1 pseudogene is annotated in these 761 nt (G+C 76.5%); it reads right to left on the bottom strand.

What is annotated here, in order from left to right:
* Positions 1–761 (bottom strand): annotated as a pseudogene (locus tag L2I40_RS23965) (double-strand break repair protein AddB); the annotation flags it as partial.

The following is a 761-nucleotide window of genomic DNA, read 5'->3' on the forward strand; positions in this document are numbered from 1 at the left end:
CCGGCCTGTCGAGGGCCGCGGCCCAGCGCGCGGCGGGACTCTCGGGTAGCGCGAGATCCTGGCCGGCGAGGAAGGTCTCGAGCCGCGTCAGCCAGCGCGCCGGCACGGTCGGCGCGCCGCCGCGGCGCGCGGCGCGCGAGAACACCGCGTCCGGTGCGGCGCAGGCGGTCAGCAGGAAGTCGGTGCAGACGCGCCCGATCCGCGCCTCGGCCTCCGGCAGGCCGAACTGGGTGCGCATCGGCCGGCTCATCCAGGGGCCGGGATCGGTGGCGAGGGGCCAGACCGTCTCGTCTAGCGCGCCGAGCACGACGCGATCGAAGGAGAGCAGCCGCGCTTCGAGCAGGCCCAGGATCTCGACGCGCGGATGCGCCGTGGCGTCCCGCCCGCGTCCCGTGCGCCGCGTTCGCACCATGGGGCCGTCCAGCGCCGCGTCGAAGATGGCCGGCCAGGCGCGTGCATCGAGAGGCGGCATGGCCTGCATCGCCGGCCGCATCTCGGCGAGATGGGTGGCGAGGATCTCCCCTTCCTCGCCGGCATAGAGACGCATGCCGCCCGGCATCTCGGGTGTCGTTGCCAGCGCCTCGGCGGCGGCGAGATGCGCATCCAGCAGGTCGGCGGGCGGACGCACGCCGGTGGGGTGCGTGAAGTCACCGAGCGCGGCCTCCAGCGCATCGAGCAGCGCGGCGACGCGCGGCAGCGCCGGGCTGTCGCCCATCGCCGCGCTGACGGCGCGGCGCAGCCCCGCGAGGCCGCCCTGCGGC

Source organism: Falsiroseomonas oryziterrae, assembly GCF_021864505.1.
GTDB classification, from domain to species: Bacteria; Pseudomonadota; Alphaproteobacteria; order Acetobacterales; family Acetobacteraceae; genus Falsiroseomonas; species Falsiroseomonas oryziterrae.